Genomic DNA, 16,071 nt, shown 5'->3' with positions numbered 1-16,071 from the left:
CAGTTTTATTGGGCGGCGTCTTCTTTTACCGCTTTCTTCTCAACCCGGAAAGGGTCTATTCCTTTAAGTTGCAGGCGGCGGAAACGGATAATATTAAAACCGTTTAGCAGTAAGAAACTGCCTTCAATTAATGAGCCACCAATAGAGCCCAACCATACGTTATGGATAACCCAGCAGACGGTGGAGACCCACATCACACAACGGGTGGTCAGCCCATGGGTGCGAAACAGTGCCCAAGTACTAATTACCGTGCCAAAAATGGGCAATATTTCCACCGCATGTTGCATACGCCAAATACCAAAAGTCAGCGTCAGGATGATAAAGACCATCATCGCAATATTACTGCGCGTTTTAGCGGCTACCAGATTACGTAATGCGTTAAGCATGGCACTACTGCCGGCAGCACTGGCTCCCATCAGGAAGAAGTGGCAACCAATAATGGCACTGTATGCGGAAAGTTGAAGTTTGAAACGCCGTTCATCACGGTTGAAAAACATGGTGATACCGACAAAAAATGCCAGTACACCAATGGATTGAGCAAACCAATAGAAGGTCATGGTGGGGAGTCCTGAAGTGCAGTTACCCGCACTGAGTCTGACTGTTAATAATGAACCCCCTTCGTGCTTGAAGCCACAGGATTGTTAGCTGCCCTTTACTCGGCCCATCCATGGGCTTTATCTCGTTCAGGCCACTGCAAGCAGTGTTCAAATCAGCTCGGCAGATTTGTCACCCGAATCACTTACTTGAGTAAGCTCATCGGGGTTTATTCGCGGGCGGCCTACCTGTGACGCCAATTACTTTGGGTATCGGAGCTTATTTATAAAAAATAAAACACCGTTTCATATTATTCGAAAGACATACTATTTACAAGGTTACACCACTTTTAAAGATCGCCAGTTCGCGGAAATCATTCACTTCATTGCGCGCCGGTTTACCATTGGCAATGTCGACAATCAACTCGACAAACTCAGTCAACAAGGTATCCATTGAGGTGCCGTGAATCAACTTACCAGCATCAAAATCAATCCAATGTGGCTTTTTCGCTGCCAATTCACTGTTGGTTGCCAGTTTCACCGTCGGTACAAAACCACCGTAAGGTGTGCCACGACCAGTACTGAACAGCACCATATGGCAGCCAGCACCCGCCAAAGCACTGGTTGCCACCGCATCATTGCCCGGTGCGCTGAGCAGGTTCAAGCCGGGACGTTGCAAGCGCTCGCCATATTTCAGTACATCGACCACTTTGCTCTGACCCGCTTTCTGGGTGCAACCAAGGGATTTCTCTTCCAATGTGGTGATACCGCCCGCTTTATTACCCGGTGATGGGTTTTCATAAATCGGTTGGTTGTGAGCGATAAAGTACTGTTTGAAATCATTGACCATACTGACCGTCTTTTCAAAAGTCGCTTCATCGCGGCAACGGCTCATCAGAATACGTTCCGCACCGAACATCTCCGGTACTTCGGTCAGTACAGAAGTTCCGCCATTCGCAATAACATAGTCAGAGAAGCGCCCCAGCAGAGGGTTAGCCGTAATACCGGACAAACCATCAGAGCCGCCACATTCCAGACCAAATTTCAGTTCACTCAGTTTGCCCGGCACCCGTTGGTCATTACGCATCACCTGATAGAGCGCATGTAAATGCTCTAAACCGGCTTCAACTTCATCATCCTGCTGCTGGCAGACCATAAAGTGCACGCGATCTTCATCAACCTTGCCCAGCGTAGTTTGGAAAACATCTACCTGATTGTTTTCACAACCCAGGCCAATCACCAGCACCGCACCCGCGTTAGGGTGACGTACCATGTTTTGCAGCATGGTACGGGTATTTTCATGATCCTGACCCAGTTGTGAACAACCGAATGGGTGGCTGAACAGATAAACACCATCAATACCTTCTGCATCCTGAGTCTCTTTCAGGAAACGCTGCTGGATTTGGCGGGCGATGCCATTCACGCAACCAACAGTCGGCACTATCCACAATTCGTTGCGAATCCCCACATTACCGTTAGCACGACGGTAGATTTGTACCTCACGATCTGCCATTTGTGGTGGCAGGTCACTGAATTCCGGCTGATATTGATACTCATCCAGATCACTGAGGTTAGTCTTGGCATTTTGCGAATGAATATGTTCGCCCGGTTGGATGAGAATTAATGCATGGCCAATAGGCAAACCATACTTAACGATCATCTGACCCGGTTCGATCGCTGTTAAAGCAAACTTATGGCCACGGGCCACCGGCTGAGCCAGCTTAACGCTGAGCTCACCGGTTTCAATGACTTCATCTGCGGCCAGGTCTTGCAGTGCGACAGCAACATTATCCAGCGGGTGAATTTTTATAATACTTTGCATAGTTAAACCTTTAGCTATAGGCCGCTACCGCAGCTCTCATGCCACGATCAATGATTGTTTGCAGTTGCTCTGTCACCTGGTTGGCCAGTTGTGGAACGGCGGTCAAATCCTGCCCCCAATGGGTCGCATCAGACAGTACGCTGTTAACTAACTCAGCCAGAGTGATATCACTGTGTTTTACACCACTCCACAAGGTGGAAAAGCGTTCCAGCCAGTGAGCATCATCCTGCAACGGGTAAGTTTGACCCTCACGCTCACCACGGTAAAAGGCGATAAGGGCTGCCAGAGCAAAGGTCAGACGCGGTGGTAACTTACCTTGCTGCTGCTGGTAGGTTAGCAACTGTGGCAAAATACGCGTACGGAATTTAGTCATACCATTCAAGGCGATAGACAGCAGTTGATGCTGAATGAACGGGTTGCGGAACCGGCTTAATACCGCTTGCGAGAACGACAATAATTCGTCTTCTGGTAAATCCAATACCGGTACAATCTCTTCGGTAATGGTTTTCTCTACAAAGCTGCTGATTTGTGCGTCATCCATCGTCTGGCCGACAGTGTCCAGCCCAGAGAGGTATGCCACGGGTACCAGCGCGGTGTGTGCACCGTTCAGAATGGCAACTTTGCGTTCTTTATAGGGTTTGATGTCATCAACGATACGCACGTTCAGCTCAAGCTGATCGAGGCGCAGTTCCTGAGCCAGTTCTTTTGGCCCTTGAATAACAAACAGATAGAAGTATTCTGCGGTATCCAGGAAGCTGTCCTGATAACCCAGTTCGGTCTGTAAGGCAGCCACTTCATCACTCGGATAGCCTGTAACGATGCGGTCAACCAGCGTTGAACAGAAAGTATTGTTTTCCGTTAACCACTGGGTGAAAGCGGCAGGTAACTGCCAGTGACTGGCATAACGCAACACCAGTTCGCGCAGTGCTTCACCATTGTAATCAATCAGTTCGCAAGGCAGTAACACCCAACCTTTATCTGCGGCACCGGCAAAATGCTCGAAACGTTCAAACAGTAAACGGGTCAATTTAGCCGGGAAAGAGCTTGGGGGTGCGTCACTGAATTGGTCGGCTTCATTCCAGGCAATACCCGCTTCGGTGGTATTTGAGAACATAAAGCGGATATTGGCATCGCGGGCCAGCGCCAAATATTCATCGAACTGACGGTAAATATTGATCTCACGGTTAACTGAGCGGATCAGGCGGGATTCACGCACCGCTGCGCCCTGCTCATTCAAACCACGGATCACCGCAGTGTACAGACCATCCTGAGTACTGAGTGACGGTGGAAAATCAGTATCGATCGGGCGGATCACCACGATCCCGGCATTCAGATCGGTGTGTTCATTGAGTAAATCAATCTGCCAGTCAACAAAAGCACGCAGGAAGTTACCTTCGCCAAATTGAATGATCTTGTCAGGGTGGCTACGGCCGGGAAAGTCACGACGGTTTAGAGTTTGCATCAGGGTTCACCTCATAACGCATACAGCCATGGACCGGCATTACTGACAGTCCGTGCTTTGCAGGCAATCCTTTCTTTGTAGAGAAGGTCTTTACCGCAGTGCAGCCGGGCGTTAAATAAATAATGAGTTAGAGTTATACAGAGCCGCTAACCGGCCCTGTTATTTGTTATTCAAAGCGATTACAGCTCGATGGCAAAATATTGCTTCGCGTTATCGAAACAGATGTTTTTCACCATTGAACCCAGCAGTTCAATATCTGCCGGAGCTTCGCCATCTTCCACCCAGCGACCAATCATCTGGCACAGGATGCGACGGAAGTATTCATGGCGCGTATAAGACAAGAAGCTGCGGCTATCCGTCAGCATGCCAACGAAGCGGCTTAGCAAACCAAGTTGTGCCAGTTGGGTCATTTGGCGTTGCATGCCATCTTTCTGGTCGTTAAACCACCAGCCGGAACCGAACTGCATTTTCCCCGCAGCACCTTCGCCCTGGAAGTTGCCAACCATCGTGCCGATAACTTCGTTATCACGTGGGTTCAGGCAGTAAAGGATGGTTTTTGGTAATGCATTACGCAGGCCCTGAGCATCCAACAGACGGGACAGTGGCTGCGCCAGTGGTTGGTCATTGATGGAATCAAAACCGATATCCGGCCCCACCAGGTTAAACATGCGGCTGTTATTGTTACGCAGAGCGCCGATGTGGTATTGCTGCACCCATTCACGGCGGTGATATTCGCCAGACAGGAATAGCAACACTGCGGTTTTAAACTGGGCGATCTCTTCAGTAGTGGGCTGATTACCGGCCAGACGGCGCGCCAGAATCGCATCCAACGTGGTTTCATCTGCTTCACCGTAGACCACGACGTCCAAGGCATGATCCGATACTTTACAGCCGTGCGCAGCAAAGTGGTCCATCCGTTTGTTCAGTGCCGTGCACAGATCGGCAAAGCGGCTGATAGAGGTATCAGCGGCAGCTTCCAAGCGTTGCATGTAGTCATTAAAACCAGCGGCTTCAATGTTGAAGGCCTTATCTGGACGCCAGCTTGGCAACACTTTGATGTTGAAACTGCCATCAGCAGCAATAGCTTTATGGTGGCGTAGGTCATCAATCGGGTCATCAGTGGTACCGACCATTTTTACATTCATCTGCTGCATAATGCCGCGCGCAGAGAAACTGTCCTGAGCCAGTAATTCGTTACCGCGTTGCCAGATCTCTTCTGACGTTGCAGGAGATAATAATTTACCTGTAATACCAAATGGACGGCGCAATTCAAGATGAGTCCAGTGATACAGCGGGTTACCAATAGTATGTGGAACCGTGGCAGCCCAAGCTTCGAACTTCTCACGATCACTGGCATCGCCGGTACACAAACGTTCTGCTACACCATTAGTCCGCATAGCACGCCATTTATAGTGGTCACCTTTCAACCAGATGTCATACAGATTCTTAAAGCGGTAGTTTTCTGCGATCTGTTCAGGGGGTAAATGGCAATGATAATCAAAGATCGGCTGATCTTTTGCGTAGTCATGATACAGACGACGGGCGAATTCGGTGTCCAGCAAAAAGTCTTCGGTCAAAAACTGCGACATATTAGGTTCCTCACTTGAGTACATCTTAGAGCACTGCTCTCTGTTATCGCGAAGTTATCACACCAATTTCATCTATCGTCCAGCATTTTTTTATCGATAGAGATCGCAAAAACCTAACAAAAAGAACAAATACTCAACATTTATAATCTATTTAGCCCCTTGCGGCACTAAGTCTGTCGGGTTCTATTATTCCCTAATTGAAAAGTGGTTTTTGTGATATCACTCAACTTTTAAATCTGTATGACAAGTTATTGTTGCGTCGCCCTCTGTCATCTCATCCGCATTGCTCTATCAAATGCGCTGATTTGACCCAAGCGGGAAGACACAAGCAAGAATGAGAGCAGCTACAGCACAGTTGCTCTCAATAGGAAGGGATACCCAAAGCAGTTGAAGCTCGTGACAGCACGTAGCCTCAACGCCAATAAGAAGGTATGACCCAACGTAATTGGTGTTACAGGTCGGCGGCAAACGAGTGAATCCGGCAAAACTGATTCCAGTCAGTGATGCGGGGGAATGAGAGCAGCTAACACCGCTGTAACGTCAATTAAGCAGGGTCGGGTACCACCACATGCACAGCGATGTAGGTTGGACCAAATTGCGCCATGAGACGCCGCTACAGGTCGCGCTTCATAGCAGTAATCTTAGACTGGGAGAAAGTTATAAATGATGCGTAAAATTAAAGGCTTACGCTGGTACATGATCGCTTTGGTCACCGTCGGCACCATATTGGGTTACTTAACACGTAATGCTATTGCGGTTGCCGCACCGACGTTGCAAGAGCAGTTACATATCACGACACAGCAATACTCTTACATCATTGCCGCTTATTCTGCTGCTTACACCCTGATGCAACCGGTAGCCGGTTATGTTCTGGATGTGATGGGCACCAAAGTGGGCTATGCCATGTTTGCCATTATGTGGGCCATCTTCTGTATGAGTACCGCGTTAGCCAGCAGTTGGGGCGGTTTAGCTATCGCTCGTGGTGCGGTAGGTATGGCAGAGGCTGCTATGATCCCAGCGGGCCTGAAGGCTAGTAGCGAATGGTTCCCGGCAAAAGAACGCTCCATTGCTGTAGGTTATTTTAACGTCGGTTCCTCTATCGGCGGCATGATTGCACCACCACTAGTGGTGTGGGCTATCGTGATGCACAGTTGGCAGATGGCATTTATCATCACCGGTGTGCTCAGTCTGATTTGGGCTATTGCCTGGTTAATCCTCTACAAACACCCGAAAGACCAGAAAAAACTGACTGATGAAGAACGTGAATACATCCTCAGTGGTCAGGAAGCACAGCACTCCACTGCTAACGCGAAAAAGATGTCTGCATTGCAGATTATCCGTAACCGTCAGTTCTGGGGCATTGCGATCCCGCGTTTCTTGGCAGAACCAGCTTGGGGAACATTTAACGCTTGGATCCCGCTATTCATGTTTAAAGCCTATGGCTTTAACCTGAAAGAAATCGCCATGTTCGCCTGGATGCCAATGCTGTTTGCCGATCTAGGCTGTATTTTGGGTGGCTACCTGCCGCCGTTGTTCCAGAAACACTTCAAAGTTAACCTGATTGTTTCCCGTAAGTTGGTGGTAACAATGGGTGGTCTGTTAATGATTGCACCGGGGACTATCGGCCTGTTCACTAGCCCTTATGCCGCTATCGCACTGCTGTGTGTTGGGGGCTTTGCTCACCAATCACTGTCCGGCGCACTGATTACGCTATCTTCCGACGTATTTGGTCGTAACGAAGTGGCCACCGCCAACGGGTTAACCGGTATGGCGGCCTGGACTGCCAGTACCATGTTCGCTCTGGTGGTGGGTGCGTTGGCAGACACCATGGGCTTCAGCCCGCTGTTTGCTGCACTGGCGGTATTTGATGTGTTAGCAGTAGTGGTTATCTGGACGGTACTGCAAAACCGCCCGGCGGTTGAACCTGCAATCGATCCGATACAACAGGCACCTGCCGGACAGAACTAATCTGACTAGTCATTATTGAGCCATTGGTTCGACTCCAGCCCGGTAATCATTTACCGGGCTTTTTACTTCTTCTTTGCCCTGAGTTTAGGGCGTATTTTCCATCACAACTGTGATAGCAATGACTAGAACCCAATAGGGATAAGTGGTATAACAAGTCCAATTGTATCTCGTTCGGGATATCATGCCTTCCAGACAAAATGAGCCGCAAAATTTGCTGCCTCAATTGATCCCAAGAGCCTTAATCATGGAATTCACAGAAACCAGACGGTTGTACCAGCAGTTAGCCGCAGAGTTAAAGCAGCGCATCGAAGCGGGTGTTTATCCGGTGGGGGATAAATTGCCGGCAGAACGCTACATTTCAGAAGAGATGAATGTCAGCCGCACCGTGGTCCGTGAAGCGATTATCATGCTGGAAGTAGAGGGTTACGTCGAAGTGCGTAAAGGCTCCGGCATCCACGTGATGTCGAATCAGCAAAAGCACCTCGTGATGCCCAACCACAGCATTGAATTCGCCACCGCAGGCCCCTTTGAGCTATTACAGGCCCGCCAGTTGATCGAAAGTAATATTGCTGAATTTGCCGCCACTCAGGTTACGCGGCAAGATATCGTGCAATTAATCGAGATCCAAAAGCATGCGCGCCAGGAAGATCGCTTCCGTGATTCACAATGGGATCTGAAATTCCACGTGCAGGTTGCTCTGGCCACCCAAAATACCGCCATGGCAACGATTGTCGAAAAAATGTGGAGCCAGCGGGTACATAACCCTTACTGGATCAAATTGCATGAGCATATCGATGATAAATCGATCGAGAGCTGGTGCGAAGATCACGACAGGATCCTTGAGGCACTGATGCGTAAAGATCCTTACGCCAGTAAACTTGCTATGTGGCAACATCTGGAAAATACCAAGCAGATGCTGTTTCGTGCTACTACCGATGATTTTGAATTTAATGTGGATCGTTATTTATTCACAGAAAACCCCGTTGTTCATCTCGATAATCTGATGATGAATAACAATATGGTCGCGAATAGTAAAAGCTGATCCTTGCCCGGATTGTTGCAGGCCATGGGAAGAGAAACTGATTCTTTTCTTTCTCTTCCCGGTCTGATTATGCTGCTTTGTAGTCAGTAAATGTCGACTTCTGTCAACAAACGTCAGTATCAAGCCTATTTTTAAACCATTGCTTAATAAACACCCAGTAGGTCTCTATATTTCCCTGTTTCATATCCCGCTATTTTGCTAAAGTGGCAGCACTTTTTTACTTGGGTGCTTTGGGAGCGAAACGCAAAAACATGCGCTGGTTGTTTGCTCTATTTATTGCAGTGTCTGGCTGGGCCGGTTCGGTCTCCGGCAACCTGCTATCGCCCACTCATTCTACCCCATCCGGCATGGCGCTCTCAGCGCTGAGTTCTGTTTATCATGACCACCACGATGTTAGCGACACGCCATCATCTGTAAGTGCATTCTCACCTTACCTGCACCTGCAAAATAAGGTCATCTCCTCCCAATTACGTCTGATGGGTTTGCCGGTCAAAAAAACGGCCATAAAGAATCGGCTGGGTGCCACCAAGTTTACTGGCTCAGCCAATCCGTCGTTGGCCAATAACTCATGGTCTGGGGCATATCTGCCGATGTCTCGCAACAGTCGGGCGGATGAAATATATAAACAGCCGAGGCAATCACTGCCACTGCTTAACTACTCCAACTGGATGTTCCATGTATCGACACAGCAAAATCGTGTGGGTGGCTGGAAAGAGAGTAATATTCAATATAGCGGGATGCTTACCTACCACCATGATGGTCAGTTGTCGTAGCTGTCCAGGCAGTTACAGCGAGAAGTATATTTACCTATTGATATCAGCGAATTGGTTTGTTTTTAACACATTTATCAAAACCATCGCTTAAACACGAAAAGCCATCCGTTATTTTTGCGAGTCGTGTTTATAAACTAACGAATATACCCAAAGTAATTGGTATTGCAGTCAGGCAAAACGAACGAATCCCGCCCATTGATTAGCATCTCAGTGATTCGGGTAAGAAAGCGCCGCTGCAACGTCAGGTAAGAAGGGTATACAACAATGACGTTTTAGGAATACCAGATGGATATCATTAAAGAACTCTTACATGCTCTATGGGCACAAGACTATGAGACACTCGCGAACCCGTCTCTGGTATGGGCCATTTATATCCTGCTGTTTGTCATACTTTTCCTGGAGAATGGCTTGCTGCCAGCAGCCTTTTTACCGGGCGATAGTCTGCTGATTCTGGTTGGTGTACTGATTGCAAAAGGTGCAATGAGTTTCCCTGTGACCCTCGTGGTATTGACTACTGCCGCCAGCCTTGGATGCTGGGTCAGTTATATTCAGGGTCGATGGCTGGGGAATACGAAAGTAGTACAGGGCTGGTTGTCTCATCTACCCGCTCATTACCACCAGCGCGCCCATAATTTGTTCCATCGCCATGGTTTATCAGCCCTACTGGTAGGCCGTTTCTTGGCATTTGTGCGTACCTTGTTGCCAACTATTGCCGGACTTTCAGGCCTGAACAACGCCCGTTTTCAGTTCTTCAACTGGATGAGCGGTTTCCTGTGGGTATTGATCCTGACAACCATGGGCTTTGCCTTTGGTAAAACCCCCGTATTCCTAAAATATGAAGACGAAGTGATGTTCGTCCTGATGTTATTGCCACTGGCACTATTGGTGATTGGCTTGTTTGGTTCTTTATATGTGCTTTGGCGCAAAAAAAATACGCCGCCGGTTGCCGATAGCAATGACAATAATAAAGGTAAGCCAGAGTGATCAACCTCAGGGGCCGTTTCGGCCGCCCGGTCTGGCACTATCTTATCCTGCCAGTTACAGCGTTGTTGCTGGCAGCCCTGTTGTTTACGCCGATCATTTTGCGCACAGAAAGTGCGTTGAAAATTCGACCTAACCAACAGGGGTTGTCCTTGCCTGATGGGTTTTATCTGTATCAACATCTCGATCAACGTGGAATTCGGATAAAAAGCATCACTCCAGAGGATGATAGCCTGGTGGTGAGCCTGGAATCCCCAGAACAGCAGAAAGAAGCCATTGTCGTTTTACAGGATATCTTGCCGAGTGGTTATGTGATTGTCTCGAGCGAGTCCAAGAAACGTCAGCGTCTGTTGCCTGCATTCAGAAATACCCCACAGAAAGTGGGATAATTATTGCTGCGGGGAGCGAAATCCCCGTAGTCATCTCTTGTTTTTCGTCCATTTATTCCGCTGATATCTGATTAATCTATAAAAAATCCTGTGGTAAACTTGGGTATCACATAATTCAGCGCTATGCTTAAACATTCACGGCAACCTGTTTCGTCCCTGACTCTTGCTGTAAAAGGAAGCAATACTATGTTGTTACGTCACTCTCTCCTGTTGGTTTTACCCATTGTCGTGTTTTGTAATGTTGCTCAGGCAGTGGTAGACAATGAATGCGATATAAAAGCCAAAGAAATCCAACAACAGATAGATTATGCCAAACAACATGGCAATACCCGCCGCGCTGCTGGTCTGGCAACAGCCTTAAAAGAAGTAAAGAGCAATTGCACGGCGGAGAGCCTAAAGGCCGAACGACAACAAAAAATCAGACAAAAGCAGCACAAAGTCACTGAGCGTCAGCAAGAGTTAAAAGAGGCTCAGCAAAAAGGTGATGCTAGCAAAATTACCAAGCAGCAGAAGAAGTTAGTGGAAGCACAAGCTGAGTTAAAGCAAGCTCAGGCACAAAAGTAGCAACTCCGGTTTTAAATACGAGAATGGCGACTCATCAGGGTTATTTAAGATTATTAACCTTTTAACCTTGTAAAATATTCGCTACGTTATGTATTCACCTCAGTTATGTTAAGGAGCTATTACATGCCACAAGATAAAACCTCTGAACATTTACGCGCTGAACTTAAGTCACTGGCAGATACTTTGGAAGAAGTGCTGCAAACTTCGACCGATAAGCCGAAAGCTGAGTTAGAAAAGCTGCGAGCCAAAGCGGAAAGCGCGTTGAAAGATACTCGCGAGCGTCTGAGCGAAACCGGCGATAAAATCGCAGCCCAAACTAAAGAAATTGCTGATAAAGCAGATACCTATGTTCACGACAATCCTTGGACTGGCGTAGGCATCGGTGCTGCTGTCGGCGTGGTGTTAGGCGTTCTGTTGTCTCGCCGCTGATTATGGCTGAGCTTCCTCACACTCAGGGCCCCGGTAAAGGGGTCCTCGATACTGTTCATCGTATCGCTACCATTGTGGTAGGCATGGTTGAAACCCGTGTACGTCTGGCTGCTATTGAGCTGGAAGAGGAAAAAGCAACACTGGTTCAGTTGCTGATGATGGCAGGGATTACCTTGCTGTTTACCGCTTTCGGGTTGATGAGTCTGCTGGTATTAGTCATATGGGGTATTGATCCTGCCTATCGTTTAATGGCGCTTGGCACTACCACTGCCGTGCTATTAGCACTAGCGATAATCGGTATTATCTGGACTCTCACCAAGGCGCGCCGCTCCACACTGCTGGGTTCTACCCGTAAGCAACTGGAAACGGATCGCGAGTTATTGGAGAAAGAGCGTTGAGCCGCCGTAAATTAGCACAGGAAAAGGCCGCATTGTTACATGAGATCCAGCAGCAACGTCTGGATCTCGCCAACAGCGCCGCACATTGGCTTGAGGTCACTGCACCTTATGATCGCGGTTGGGCACAAATCGTCGGTATGCGAAAATATTTGATGATTGGCTCCAGCCTGGTCGCGCTATACGGTATCCGCCACCCGAGTAAATTCATCCGCTGGTCGCGTCGGGCGGTTGGGTTATGGGGAACTATCCGATTTTTTCGTAACACTTTTCTCTTACGTTAACCTGCCGTTACTTCACTTGGTGGCATATCGGTATCTCATGCGGGCTACTGACTGCCCTTCCCCATTTCTTATGCCTAAACAGACCGTTTTTCGGCTTTAATCTGCTTACACTTCAGTTTTTTTGATAAAAACAGACAGTTTTACTTGCTAACAACTTCTCAACTTCTCAACTAACATTCTCTCATCAACTCAGGGAGTTTGCGGGATAACACCGGCAAGCGACCACACACAAGCACCTTTGATTAACCATTAACGCCCGCAGATGCCAGGCATTAATAGAACAACTTTTTGGAGAAGTCGTCGATGAACAAATTACAAGATACTGGCCTGTTGGTAGCACGCATTCTGATGCCGATTCTGTTTATTGTAGCCGGTTACGGCAAAATGGGTGATGCCTATGCTGGCACGCAACAATATATGCAAGCGATGGGTGTCCCAGGCTTCTTCCTACCATTGACCATTTTGCTGGAATTTGGCGGCGGTCTGGCAATTTTGTTTGGTTTCCTGACCCGTACCACTGCACTGTTCACCGCGGGTTTCACTATTCTGACGGCACTTATCTTCCACACTAACTTTGCGGAAGGGGTTAACCAGTTGATGTTCATGAAAAACCTAACCATCGCTGGCGGTTTCATTGTGTTGGCGGTTGCCGGCCCGGGTGGTTTCAGTATTGACCGCCTGCTGGGTAAGAAGTGGTAAGGCTATACTATAAAATGCAATCCCCAAAGTAATTGGAGTTGCAGTCAGGCAGCAAGCGAATGACAAATTGGTTTCCAATTTGAACAGCATTTATAGGCTAGCCGTAGGGTGAGCCTCAAGGATGAGGCTCATTAATCCCGATGAACTTACTCAGGTAAGTGATTCGGGTGAATAAGAGCAGCTAACAACGCTACAATTTCAAGAACACGGGGGATTGGATGGGACAGCTCGTAGACGGCATGTGGAAAGACATCTGGTACGACACAAAATCTACCGGTGGCCATTTCAAACGCAGTACCTCACAGTTCCGCAATTGGGTGACTGCTGATGGGCAGGCGGGCCCACAAGGTAAAGCTGGCTTTAAAGCCGAAGCACACCGTTACCATCTGTATGTTTCTCTTGCCTGCCCATGGGCACACCGCACTTTACTCATGCGCACACTGAAAGGCTTAGAGTCACTGATTTCAGTTTCTGTGGTACATCCACTGATGCTGGAGAATGGCTGGACCTTCGCTAATGATTTCCCTGCCGCCACCGGCGACGAACTCTATCATCTTGACTATCTCTATCAGCTTTATCTGCGCGCCGATGCAAATTATAGCGGGCGGGTAACCGTTCCGGTGTTATGGGATAAGCAGCAACAGACAGTCGTTAGCAATGAATCTGCCGATATCATTCGTATGTTCAATACTGCTTTTGATGGCGTCGGCGCCAAGGCGGGGGATTATTACCCTACAGCGTTACGCAGTAATATTGATGATATCAACGGGTGGGTTTACGATCAGGTCAATAATGGGGTGTATAAGGCGGGATTCGCCACTACACAGGAAGCCTATGACGAGGCAGTTAATACCTTATTTGATGCATTGGCCAAGCTGGAACAGATTCTGGCGAAACAGCGATATCTGACTGGAGGCCAACTGACGGAAGCGGATTTGCGTTTATGGACCACATTGGTGCGTTTTGATCCGGTATATGTCACTCATTTCAAATGTGATAAGCGCCGTATCAGCGATTATCTCAGCTTATATGGCTTTTTACGCGATATTTATCAAATTCAAGGCGTCGCTGAAACAGTAGATTTTGCCCATATCCGCAATCACTACTATCGCAGCCACGGCACTATAAACCCTTACGGGATTATCTCCATCGGCCCACAGCAAGACCTGCTGGAGCCACATGGACGAGATACACGTTTCACTTTATTAACAGATTAACGCGCAGTAGCCATAACAGCTTAAGGCGTAGCGAGCTAAGTCAGACTAAGTGCGTACAGCGCGGAAAAACCGGAGCGTACACGTAGTACGTGAGGATTGTGAGCACTGCACAATCTCAGTATGACGACGCGCAGTAGCCGTTTACTTATTAGCGAACAATCTAGGGATTTCTCGCAGGAACCACGACTTAGCCTCCCCCATACTGTCGCGCCGCCATGCCATAATAATATCGGCCTCACGGCTGAACTCTGGCCCGACAACCCGTAAACGGCCCGCTTCAATGTCTTTTTCTACCATTTCATAGGGCATGGTCGCCACACCCAAACCAGCTAATAAGGCCCGCCGCTTATCTTCGATGGTGCTGACCGTCAAACGTTGCTGTTTATCCAGCAATTGCACCGTGATAACTGGCCGCTCACGAGCGGTATCCGCTACAGCGACACCACGGTATTTCACTCGGGTCAGTTCTGACAGAGGTTCTGGTTCCAAATGAATGGGGTGGTCTGGGCTGGCAACATAGACACTGGTCACTTTGTACAGTTTACGGCTGTTAATCTCTGAAGATGCACGGAAATGCATATCGGGCGCAATGACGATATCAGCCCGCCCTTGCTCCAACCGTTCCCATGCCCCGGCCAATACTTCGGTAAATATGGAGACCTGAGTATTAGCTTTGAGCGCCAGTTTGTCGATCAACGGGAACAGTTTCCATGCCGGAGACAATGCCTCACTGACAATCGTGATATGTGTTTCCCAGCCGCGCGCCAGTGCCTCAGCATCGGTAGTCAGTTTGTCTGCGGCCTCCAGTAACACCCGCCCGCGATCCAGTAGCATCCGCCCAACATTGGTAAATTTGGTGCGATGCCCGGAGCGGTCGAACAACACCACATCAAGCTCATCTTCAAGTTTCTGCATGGTATAGCTCAGCGCAGAAGGTACCCGTCCCAATTCATCAGCCGCCGCGGCAAAACTACCACGGCGGTCAATAGCATCCATTACTCTCAATGCTTCTAACGTTAGCGCCCGATCTTTGGCCATCATTTTCTCAATCAGGAAATTTGAATATAGCGACCAGATTAACTGGCTAACAATCCGTCGTCCAGACGCTTACCATCTCTTTATCAATTAATATCAGGATAGGGCAATCATTGTCATGATCACATGCAGAACAGCAAAACAGTGCGGGCAAGCTGACTATGGTTGGCTCCAAGCCCGTTATACTTTCTCATTCGGCCACTATTTTGACCCGAAGCTATTGGGTTATGCCTCACTGCGCGTTTTGAATCAGGAAGTGTTAGCACCGGGATCCTCATTTCAACCACGAACTTATCCGCAGGTTGATATTTTAAACCTGATTTTACAAGGTGAGGCTGAGTATCGAAATAGTCTGGGTAACTATGTGCGCGGTAAAACTGGCGATGTGTTGCTCTTTTCTGCTCAATCAGGTGTCAGCTATAGCGAGCATAATTTGAGTACTGATAAGCCATTAACTCGCATTCAGTTATGGCTCAATGCCTGCCCTGAGCAGGAAAGCAATCCCGCCCAGCACCTGTCATTATGCACGCAGCCACTAAGGCTACTAGCGTCTCCTGACGGTGAGCAGGGCAGCCTAAAACTGCGTCAGCAAGTATGGATTCATCATCTGGATTTAGCCGCGGGCGAACAGTACACCATTGACCTACACGGCCCAAGGGCTTATCTGCAATCCATTCACGGAACAGTAACGGTGGATGGGCCGCAAGCCAGTGAAACTCAGCGCCTGACCTGCGGTGATGGTGCTTTTGTACAAGAAGAACGGCATCTGGTGATTAAAGCTGAAACGCCGCTGCGTGCCCTGCTCATCGATTTGCCTGCGTGAATATGGGCGAGCACGCCAGCTAAGATTTAATGGGAAAAGTGCGAGGTTCCCCCCGCGTGACTCCCA

General features: G+C 48.5%; 17 protein-coding genes. 12 read left to right on the top strand and 5 right to left on the bottom strand.

Translation table 11 applies throughout. From position 1 onward, the window contains the following. Window positions 1-5 precede the first annotated feature (5 nt). From A6J66_019685 to A6J66_019670, 4 genes are all read right to left on the bottom strand, one after another. On the bottom strand, window positions 6-557 hold the full coding sequence (locus A6J66_019685; protein ID PNM26189.1) for a YgjV family protein: 552 nt from the start codon (window positions 555-557) through the stop codon (window positions 6-8). A gap of 307 nt (window positions 558-864) precedes the next feature. Then, on the bottom strand, window positions 865-2,355 hold the full coding sequence (locus A6J66_019680) for an altronate dehydratase (protein PNM26188.1): 1,491 nt from the start codon (window positions 2,353-2,355) through the stop codon (window positions 865-867). A 10-nt stretch (window positions 2,356-2,365) separates the two neighbouring features. Then, a complete protein-coding gene (locus A6J66_019675; GenBank protein ID PNM26187.1) occupies window positions 2,366-3,817 on the bottom strand; it encodes a tagaturonate reductase in 1,452 nt (483 codons plus the stop codon). A 179-nt stretch (window positions 3,818-3,996) separates the two neighbouring features. Then, window positions 3,997-5,406 carry a glucuronate isomerase gene (locus A6J66_019670; GenBank protein PNM26186.1) on the bottom strand — a complete coding sequence of 470 codons (1,410 nt, stop codon included), beginning with the start codon at window positions 5,404-5,406 and terminating at the stop codon, window positions 3,997-3,999. A gap of 663 nt (window positions 5,407-6,069) precedes the next feature. Between A6J66_019670 and A6J66_019665 the strand changes: the two genes are divergently transcribed. The 11 genes from A6J66_019665 to A6J66_019615 all read left to right on the top strand — a co-directional run bounded on the left by A6J66_019665 (window position 6,070) and on the right by A6J66_019615 (window position 14,147). Continuing rightward, window positions 6,070-7,374: an MFS transporter gene (locus tag A6J66_019665; protein ID PNM26185.1), complete on the top strand. Its 1,305-nt coding sequence runs from the start codon at window positions 6,070-6,072 to the stop codon at window positions 7,372-7,374. Between the two features lie 244 nt (window positions 7,375-7,618). Next, entirely contained in the window at window positions 7,619-8,416 is a 798-nt protein-coding gene (locus A6J66_019660; GenBank protein ID PNM26184.1) for a transcriptional regulator ExuR, read from the top strand. Between the two features lie 230 nt (window positions 8,417-8,646). Further along, entirely contained in the window at window positions 8,647-9,189 is a 543-nt protein-coding gene (locus A6J66_019655; GenBank protein ID PNM27084.1) for a hypothetical protein, read from the top strand. Window positions 9,190-9,474: 285 nt separating this feature from the next. Continuing rightward, window positions 9,475-10,173: a DedA family protein gene (locus A6J66_019650; protein ID PNM26183.1), complete on the top strand. Its 699-nt coding sequence runs from the start codon at window positions 9,475-9,477 to the stop codon at window positions 10,171-10,173. Then, entirely contained in the window at window positions 10,170-10,559 is a 390-nt protein-coding gene (locus A6J66_019645) for a modulator protein (protein PNM26182.1), read from the top strand. Before A6J66_019650 ends, A6J66_019645 begins: the two co-directional genes overlap by 4 nt. 186 nt (window positions 10,560-10,745) lie before the next feature. Continuing rightward, window positions 10,746-11,123 carry a DUF1090 domain-containing protein gene (locus tag A6J66_019640; GenBank protein ID PNM26181.1) on the top strand — a complete coding sequence of 126 codons (378 nt, stop codon included), beginning with the start codon at window positions 10,746-10,748 and terminating at the stop codon, window positions 11,121-11,123. A 123-nt stretch (window positions 11,124-11,246) separates the two neighbouring features. Next, on the top strand, window positions 11,247-11,552 hold the full coding sequence (locus A6J66_019635; GenBank protein PNM26180.1) for a DUF883 domain-containing protein: 306 nt from the start codon (window positions 11,247-11,249) through the stop codon (window positions 11,550-11,552). Window positions 11,553-11,554: 2 nt separating this feature from the next. Beyond that, entirely contained in the window at window positions 11,555-11,950 is a 396-nt protein-coding gene (locus A6J66_019630) for a hypothetical protein (GenBank protein PNM26179.1), read from the top strand. Then, window positions 11,947-12,231, top strand: a complete 285-nt coding sequence (locus A6J66_019625) for a cell division protein FtsH (GenBank protein ID PNM26178.1) — start codon at window positions 11,947-11,949, stop codon at window positions 12,229-12,231. Before A6J66_019630 ends, A6J66_019625 begins: the two co-directional genes overlap by 4 nt. A gap of 303 nt (window positions 12,232-12,534) precedes the next feature. After that, the gene (locus A6J66_019620) at window positions 12,535-12,930 is read left to right on the top strand and encodes a DoxX family protein (GenBank protein PNM26177.1); all 396 of its coding nucleotides are present in this window, start codon (window positions 12,535-12,537) and stop codon (window positions 12,928-12,930) included. Window positions 12,931-13,148: 218 nt separating this feature from the next. Next, on the top strand, window positions 13,149-14,147 hold the full coding sequence (locus A6J66_019615) for a glutathione S-transferase family protein (GenBank protein ID PNM26176.1): 999 nt from the start codon (window positions 13,149-13,151) through the stop codon (window positions 14,145-14,147). Between the two features lie 141 nt (window positions 14,148-14,288). On the opposite strand, the gene A6J66_019610 is transcribed toward A6J66_019615, so the two are convergent. Then, complete coding sequence (locus A6J66_019610; protein ID PNM26175.1) at window positions 14,289-15,185, bottom strand: LysR family transcriptional regulator; 897 nt, start codon at window positions 15,183-15,185, stop codon at window positions 14,289-14,291. 115 nt (window positions 15,186-15,300) lie between these two features. On the opposite strand from A6J66_019610, the gene A6J66_019605 reads away from it, so the two are divergent. Then, entirely contained in the window at window positions 15,301-16,005 is a 705-nt protein-coding gene (locus A6J66_019605) for a pirin family protein (protein ID PNM26174.1), read from the top strand. Window positions 16,006-16,071: the final 66 nt, after the last annotated feature.

Origin of the sequence: Yersinia enterocolitica, assembly GCA_002082245.2 — a bacterium.
Lineage (GTDB): Bacteria > Pseudomonadota > Gammaproteobacteria > Enterobacterales > Enterobacteriaceae > Yersinia > Yersinia enterocolitica_E.
Note: the sequence above shows the minus strand (reverse complement) of the source record. Positions and strands in the feature narration are given on the sequence as shown.